Source organism: Nitratireductor sp. GCM10026969, assembly GCF_042660605.1.
Classification (GTDB): Bacteria; Pseudomonadota; Alphaproteobacteria; order Rhizobiales; family Rhizobiaceae; genus Chelativorans.
On record NZ_JBHSUM010000207.1, the window covers coordinates 1 to 5,957 of the forward strand.

General features: G+C 66.3%; 8 protein-coding genes. All 8 read right to left on the reverse strand.

Features of this window, described 5'->3' with window-relative positions; all coding sequences use genetic code 11:
• A partial coding sequence (locus ACFP9U_RS23225; RefSeq protein ID WP_378625094.1) for an alcohol dehydrogenase catalytic domain-containing protein occupies window positions 1-482 on the reverse strand: 482 nt, incomplete at its 3' end.
• A gap of 84 nt (window positions 483-566) precedes the next feature.
• The gene (gene lspA / locus ACFP9U_RS23230; RefSeq protein ID WP_378625096.1) at window positions 567-1,052 is read right to left on the reverse strand and encodes a signal peptidase II; all 486 of its coding nucleotides are present in this window, start codon (window positions 1,050-1,052) and stop codon (window positions 567-569) included.
• On the reverse strand, window positions 1,049-1,912 hold the full coding sequence (locus tag ACFP9U_RS23235) for a TrmH family RNA methyltransferase (protein ID WP_378625097.1): 864 nt from the start codon (window positions 1,910-1,912) through the stop codon (window positions 1,049-1,051). Before ACFP9U_RS23235 ends, lspA begins: the two co-directional genes overlap by 4 nt.
• The gene (locus ACFP9U_RS23240) at window positions 1,909-2,916 is read right to left on the reverse strand and encodes a class I SAM-dependent methyltransferase (RefSeq protein ID WP_378625099.1); all 1,008 of its coding nucleotides are present in this window, start codon (window positions 2,914-2,916) and stop codon (window positions 1,909-1,911) included. The genes ACFP9U_RS23235 and ACFP9U_RS23240 overlap by 4 nt, the downstream gene beginning before the upstream one ends.
• A 69-nt stretch (window positions 2,917-2,985) precedes the next feature.
• Window positions 2,986-3,945 (reverse strand): ornithine cyclodeaminase family protein, encoded by a 960-nt coding sequence (locus tag ACFP9U_RS23245; protein ID WP_378625100.1) that lies wholly within the window; start codon window positions 3,943-3,945, stop codon window positions 2,986-2,988.
• A 10-nt stretch (window positions 3,946-3,955) separates the two neighbouring features.
• Window positions 3,956-4,276, reverse strand: coding sequence for a lipopolysaccharide assembly protein LapA domain-containing protein (locus ACFP9U_RS23250; protein WP_322451033.1), 321 nt, complete (start codon window positions 4,274-4,276; stop codon window positions 3,956-3,958).
• Window positions 4,277-4,357: 81 nt separating this feature from the next.
• Window positions 4,358-4,642 carry an integration host factor subunit beta gene (locus ACFP9U_RS23255; protein ID WP_322451034.1) on the reverse strand — a complete coding sequence of 95 codons (285 nt, stop codon included), beginning with the start codon at window positions 4,640-4,642 and terminating at the stop codon, window positions 4,358-4,360.
• Between the two features lie 55 nt (window positions 4,643-4,697).
• Window positions 4,698-5,669 (reverse strand): signal peptide peptidase SppA, encoded by a 972-nt coding sequence (sppA, locus tag ACFP9U_RS23260; RefSeq protein WP_378625102.1) that lies wholly within the window; start codon window positions 5,667-5,669, stop codon window positions 4,698-4,700.
• Window positions 5,670-5,957 lie beyond the last annotated feature (288 nt).

Below are 5,957 nucleotides of genomic sequence, written 5' to 3' on the forward strand. Positions count from 1 at the left end.
GTCGCGCCGGTCACGACGACCGGTCCGCGGTCAGGCGTGATGCCATGCCGCTCCAGTGCCATGACGCACAGCATGGCCGTGTAGCCCGCCGTGCCGATCGCCATGGCCTCGTGCGCGCTCATGCTCTCCGGCAAGGGAATGAGCCAATCGCCGCTGACGCGCGCGCGGCCCGCATAGGCGCCATAGTGGGTCTCGCCCACGCCCCAGCCGTTGAGGATGACCTTGTCGCCCTCCGCCCAGTCCGGATGGTCGGATCGAGTGACGGTGCCGGCGAAATCTATCCCCGGGATCATGGGGAAGCGGCGCACGACTGGTGCCTTGCCGGTGATGGCGAGCCCGTCCTTGTAGTTGACCGTCGTCGCCTCGACGGCGACCGTCACGTCACCGTCCATCAACTCGTTCTCGGTCATCTCGACGAAGTCGACCGTCTGGTCCTTTCCCTCCTCGCGGGTGATCAGGACGGCCTTGAAACGGTCGCTCATGGCGCTCCTCCAGCTTGCGGTAGTCATGAACTGTGGGGCGGCAGGGGCAGGAGGTCAATGCTCGACGGGCCCGGTCGGGCCGATTCACTCCTTGGCCTTCCTGCCGCGCCGCCAGGCGAGCACCTCGTCCAGGATCACCAGCCCGGCGCCGACGGTGATGAAGGCATCGGCCAGGTTGAAGATCGCGAACGACCAGACCGGCGTGTGGAAATAGACGTAGTCGACGACGAAACCGCGCAGCGCGCGGTCGATGAGATTGCCGAGCGCCCCACCGATGATGAGGGCGAAACCCACGCGCGCAAAGAGCTGCGTGGCTTCCGTACGGAATGCCAGAACGGCGATGAAGGCAATGACGCCGAGCACCGCCAGGCTCAGCCACAAGCCGCCGACCCCGGAGAACATGGAAAAGGCGACGCCCGTATTGCGCGAGTGCAGCAGCGCCAGAAAGGGGAGAAGGTCGATGCCCTCGTGCAGCGGCAGGCGCGCCTCGATCACGAACTTGATCGCCTGGTCGAGCACCACGGCAAGCAGGACAACGGCGCCATAGGGGACGAGCTTGCGCAGCTTCATGGACCGGTCTCCGGGGCCGCCATGGGCAAGACTTTGCGGCGGATTTCGTAAAGCATCACGCCGGTGGCAACGGCAAGGTTGAGCGAATCGGCGCGCCCCGCCTGGGGAATGCGCGCGAGGCGGTCGCAGGTCTCCGCCAGCCGGTCGGGCAGGCCCTGCTGCTCGTTACCCATGAGAAGGAGCACCGGGCGGCCGGCGTATTCGATCGCGCGATAGTCGACGGAGCCCTTCAGATGCGTGCCGATGACGAGGCCGGGGAAGTCCTTGCGCCAGGACAGGAAGGCCTCCGGCTCGGCGCGCGCAAGCGGCACTGAAAACAGCGAGCCCATGGTGGCGCGCACGGTCTCCAGCGAGAAGGGATCCGTGCACTCGCCGACCAGGATGACGCCGCGCGCGCCGACCGCATCGACAGTGCGGATGACGGTGCCGAGATTGCCCGGATCGCGTGCGCGGTCGAGCGCCACCCAGACATCCCCTTCGGCGGCGCGGATCTCGCCGAGTGCACGGTAGCGCTGCGCGAAAACGCCGACGACCATCTGCGGATTGTCGCGGCGGGTAATGGTGGAAAGAACCTTTTCGCTGACCTCCAGCACCAGGCCGCCGGAAGCCACGGTGCGGGCGGCGGCCTTCTCCACGGCGGTGTTGCCGCGACCGGCCTTGGCATAGACAAGGGTGCGGATGGTCCAGCCTTCGTCGAAGGCGTCGAGAACAAGCTTCAAGCCTTCCGCCATGAAGACATGCTCGCGGTCGCGATATTTCTTGAGCGCGAGCGCTCTGATGTCCTTGACCAGGGGGTTGGAAAGGCTTGTCACCTCCTTCACCCGGCCTGGTGCCCGCCGTTCCCAATCGCGCTCCGTCATCGCGCCACCCAGCGGGAGAAAAGCGATGTGGAAAGCGCGCGCCCGGCGGACTTCTCGCGAATGACGAGCTCGCCCGATTCGACGCGGCCACCCATGCCGGCGAAACGGTCGCGCATCAGCGCGTGGATGGCGAAGAAGGAGGCACGGATGGAGTAGGCCGTCAAAACCACCGCGAGCGGCTTCGGCGACAGGATGGCGCGGCAGGTCTCGACCAGGCCCGGCAGATGCTCGAAGAGCTGCCAGACCTCGCCTTTCGGGCCGCGCCCGTAGGCGGGCGGATCGAGCAGGACGATGTCGTAACCGTTGCCGCGGCGCGCTTCGCGCTCGGCGAACTTCACCGCATCCTCGCAGATCCAGCGGATCGGCCGGTCGGAAAGGCCGGCGACCTCCTGGTTCTCGCGCGCCCAGGCGACAGCCTTCTTGGAGGCGTCGACGTGGGTCACCTGGGCACCTGCGCGCGCGGCCACCAGCGAGGCAAGCCCCGTATAGCCGAACAGGTTGAGCACCTTGACCGGGCGGCGCGCCTCCTCGATCAGGCCTTCCATATGCGCCCAATGGGTGGCCTGCTCGGGAAACACGCCGACATGGCGGAAGGAGGTGAAGCGGCCGAGATAGGCGATGCCGTCATGGCGCATGGGCCAGGTCTCGCCGAGCGCCGTGCCGGGAAAGCGCCAGCGGCCGATGCCCTCCTCGTCCGTGTCGCCGGTGAAGACGGCGTCCGCTTTTTCCCATTCCGCCTCGCCCCAGGCCGGCTGCCAGATGGCCTGGTTCTCGGGACGGATGATGCGATAGGGCCCGTACTGCTCGAGCTTGCGGCCGGCGCCCGAATCCAGAAGCGTGTAGTCCTCGCCCGGCAGCACTTCGAGGATCAGCGGCAGGCGCTCCTCCGGCAGCGGCCCCGGCCGGCGCTCGTTTTGCCGTTTACCGGCGGCAGCGGGCCGGCTGCCGCGCTTAGGCTCGCGCGGGCGGCGCGGCTGACGTTGCTTTGCACCTGAAGGCTTCAACAAGGGCTCCACATTCCGACCTCGCGCCGCTTCTGCCACAGCGTCCGGACAGGCGCAACGCGCCGCCGCTCAGGGCATGAAGGCGCGATAGACGGCAATGCCGGCGGCAAGGTCCTCGATCGCCGCGCCGACGGATTTGAAGAGGGTGATTTCGTCCGCGTTCTGCCGCCCCGCATGTTCGCCGCGCGTCAGTTCGAACAGGTCGGCCTTGATGTCATCCGCGGTCAGGGCGCCGGATGCGATGCCCTGGACGATGTCGCCCGCCTCCTTGGTAGCGCCGGCGCGGGTGTCGACGAAGACGGAGGCGCGCGAAAGCGTCTCGTCGTCGCTCTCGCGCATGGTCGGGGAGAAGGCGCCGACAAGATCGACGTGGGTGCCGGGGCGCAGCAGGCTGCCACGCACCAGCGGCACGGTGGAGAGCGTGGCGCAGCTGACGATATCGGCCCGGCCGATGGCGGTATCGAGCTCGTCGGTGACCTTCACGTCCATCCCTTCCTGGCGCAGGGTCTCGGCAACCTTTTCGGCGTTGGCCGGCGTGCGGTTCCAGATCGTCACCTCGCGGATGGGCCGCTGGCTGGCATGCGCGCGGGCCAGATGCGGCGCGAGCGCGCCGGCGCCGACGAGAAGCAGGCGCGAGGCGTCGTTGCGCGCCAGGTAGGCGGTGGCAAGGCCCGAGGCGCAGGCCGTGCGCCAAAGGGTCAGGCGCTGACCGTCGATCAGGGCGCGCGGCTCGCCCGTGGTGCCGTCCAATAGAAGATAGACGCCCATGACGGCGGGCAGGCCTGCTGCGTTGTTGTCCGGCGACACGGCGGCGATCTTGACGCCGATATGGCCATCGCCCTCCCCCGAGGTGAAATCGTTCCACGCCGGCATGAGCAGGAGCGTGCTGGCGCTGCCCTTGGCCCGCTCGATCGTGTGATGGTGGCGCACCGGCTGCACGGCGCCGGCCCGGAAGGCCTCGCGCAGCGTGTCCACCAGACCTGCATAGGTAAGACAGTTGTCGACGTCGTTCGCGGTGATGGTGATCATGCAGTCAGGCTCACAGATCCGTGGGCGAAGCGACGGCCCTGCTTCGCTGGCGCTCGGCCTCGCGCAGGCGTTCCACTTCCTGCGTGCGTTCGCGGGCGATGCGGCGATAGCGCCCCTGTCGGAACCAGGTGGCAATGCTGCCGACAATCATGCCGATGACGATGGCGGCGAAGAGATAGACGAAAAGCGGCAGCTCGACCGACAGGGCGGGATTGCCGGGATTGAAGGGATCGAGCGTGAAGGGAACGGCCGCGCGGTTGGCCACCGCCAACGCGATCAGGATAACCGCCAGCGGTATGAAAACCAGCGCAATCACGATGCGGTTGAACATGCAGGCTCCCGGTTGCTTGAGATGGCGACGGGCATCATCCTGCGCGTCGCGCGTCTGCCCGCTGTTGTGTCGTGGTCCGTTCTAGTCTTCCGCGTTCAGCCGTTCCCGCAGTTCCTTGCCTGTCTTGAAGAACGGCACCCACTTCTCCTCGACATAGACCGATTCCCCGGTACGCGGATTGCGTCCCATGCGCGCAGGGCGGTTCTTCACGGAGAAAGCGCCGAAGCCGCGCAATTCCACGCGGTTTCCTTCCGCGAGGGCCTCCGTGATCTCCTCGAAGATAGCGTTCACGATGTTTTCCACGTCGCGCAGAAACAGATGCGGATTGCGATTGGCAATGGTCTGCACAAGCTCGGACTTGATCATGGTCTCTTACCGCCGCTTTGACTGCCCGTGGATGAACATGATTTTTCTTGTTTTTTCAATCCGGCACGTGGGTATTTTCAGGTTGCCAGACCGACAGCAGACCGTCAAGGAACATGCGCTCGGCGCCGATCCGGCTAAGAAACGCGCCATCCTGCGGCAGGCCGAGCAGGCGCGCCGCCCAGTTCGAAGCGATCTGTGGCAGGAACCACGAGCCGGCGGAATCGTCCGCTTTCCACTCGATAATGTCGAGATCCGCGTCGACGCCTCTTTCGACCAGCCATTGCTTGGCGTCACGCTCGCCGCCCACGGCGTCGATCAGCTTGCGCTCCAGCGCCTGGCGGCCGGTAAAGACGGAACCGTCGGCAAGCGCGGTCACCTCGCCGCGCGACAGGGGGCGGCGCTCCGTTACCAGGCCGATGAACCAGTCATAGCTGTCGAGAACCATGGCCCGCAGCATCGCGCGTTCTTCCTCCGTCGTCGGGTTGAAGGGCGACGGCTCGGCCTTGAGCGGCGACGATTTGACCTCCTCCATGGTGACGCCGACCTTGTCCATCAGGCCGGTGATGTTCGGGATCTGGACGATGACGCCGATGGAGCCGACGATGGAGGACTGGCGCGCGACGATGAAATCGGCGGCGCTGGCGATCATGTAGCCAGCGGACGCCGCCAGGGTGCCGACCTGGGCGACAACCGGCTTTTCCTCGGCCACGCGGCGGATCTCCTCGAAGATGGCCTCGCCGCCGGCCGTCGTGCCGCCGGGCGAATCGATAGTGAGGATGACCCCCTTCACGGCCGCCGATTCGCGAACGCGGTCGAGCCGCTCCAAAAGCTCGTCATCCTCGGTGATCGTCCCCTCGATGCGCACCTGGGCGATATGCGCAGCGGCCACACCCAGCCGCTCGCCGAACAGCCAGCGCCCGGATACGACGAGCGCCAGTGCAATGACGAGAAAAGCCAGTACACGCCAGAAAGTCAGCTTGCGTCTGAGACGGCGGCGGTCGATCAGATCGTCGGCGCGGGTGGACATGGAGAAGACCTCATTTTCTGCCGGAGAAGGTAGGTAGGCTTGTTTTTTAGGGCAGGCAACGCATATGAGCTACCATGTTCGAAGACAGGCCGCCGGCCGGTCCGGATGGTAGCCGCTAAGCCTCTGACTTTAACCCCAAACTGGCCATATTGCGGTATAGTATGAATTGGGCGAGCGGTTGAAGGTACCGATGCAAAAAATCCCGCAACTGCGACAAGGACGGGCCCGCCCCGGGACGGGCGGCTGCCGGCGCGCGCCAGCGCCGGAGCCCGCAATGCGCCGTGAACG

What these genes read in the sequence shown, in the direction of transcription:
- lspA (WP_378625096.1), bottom strand. Translation starts at nt 1,052, where the DNA reads ATGAAGCTGCGCAAGCTCGTCCCCTATGGCGCCGTTGTCCTGCTTGCC.
- ACFP9U_RS23235 (WP_378625097.1), bottom strand. Translation starts at nt 1,912, where the DNA reads ATGACGGAGCGCGATTGGGAACGGCGGGCACCAGGCCGGGTGAAGGAG.
- ACFP9U_RS23245 (WP_378625100.1), bottom strand. Translation starts at nt 3,945, where the DNA reads ATGATCACCATCACCGCGAACGACGTCGACAACTGTCTTACCTATGCA.
- ACFP9U_RS23250 (WP_322451033.1), bottom strand. Translation starts at nt 4,276, where the DNA reads ATGTTCAACCGCATCGTGATTGCGCTGGTTTTCATACCGCTGGCGGTT.
- ACFP9U_RS23255 (WP_322451034.1), bottom strand. Translation starts at nt 4,642, where the DNA reads ATGATCAAGTCCGAGCTTGTGCAGACCATTGCCAATCGCAATCCGCAT.
- sppA (WP_378625102.1), bottom strand. Translation starts at nt 5,669, where the DNA reads ATGTCCACCCGCGCCGACGATCTGATCGACCGCCGCCGTCTCAGACGC.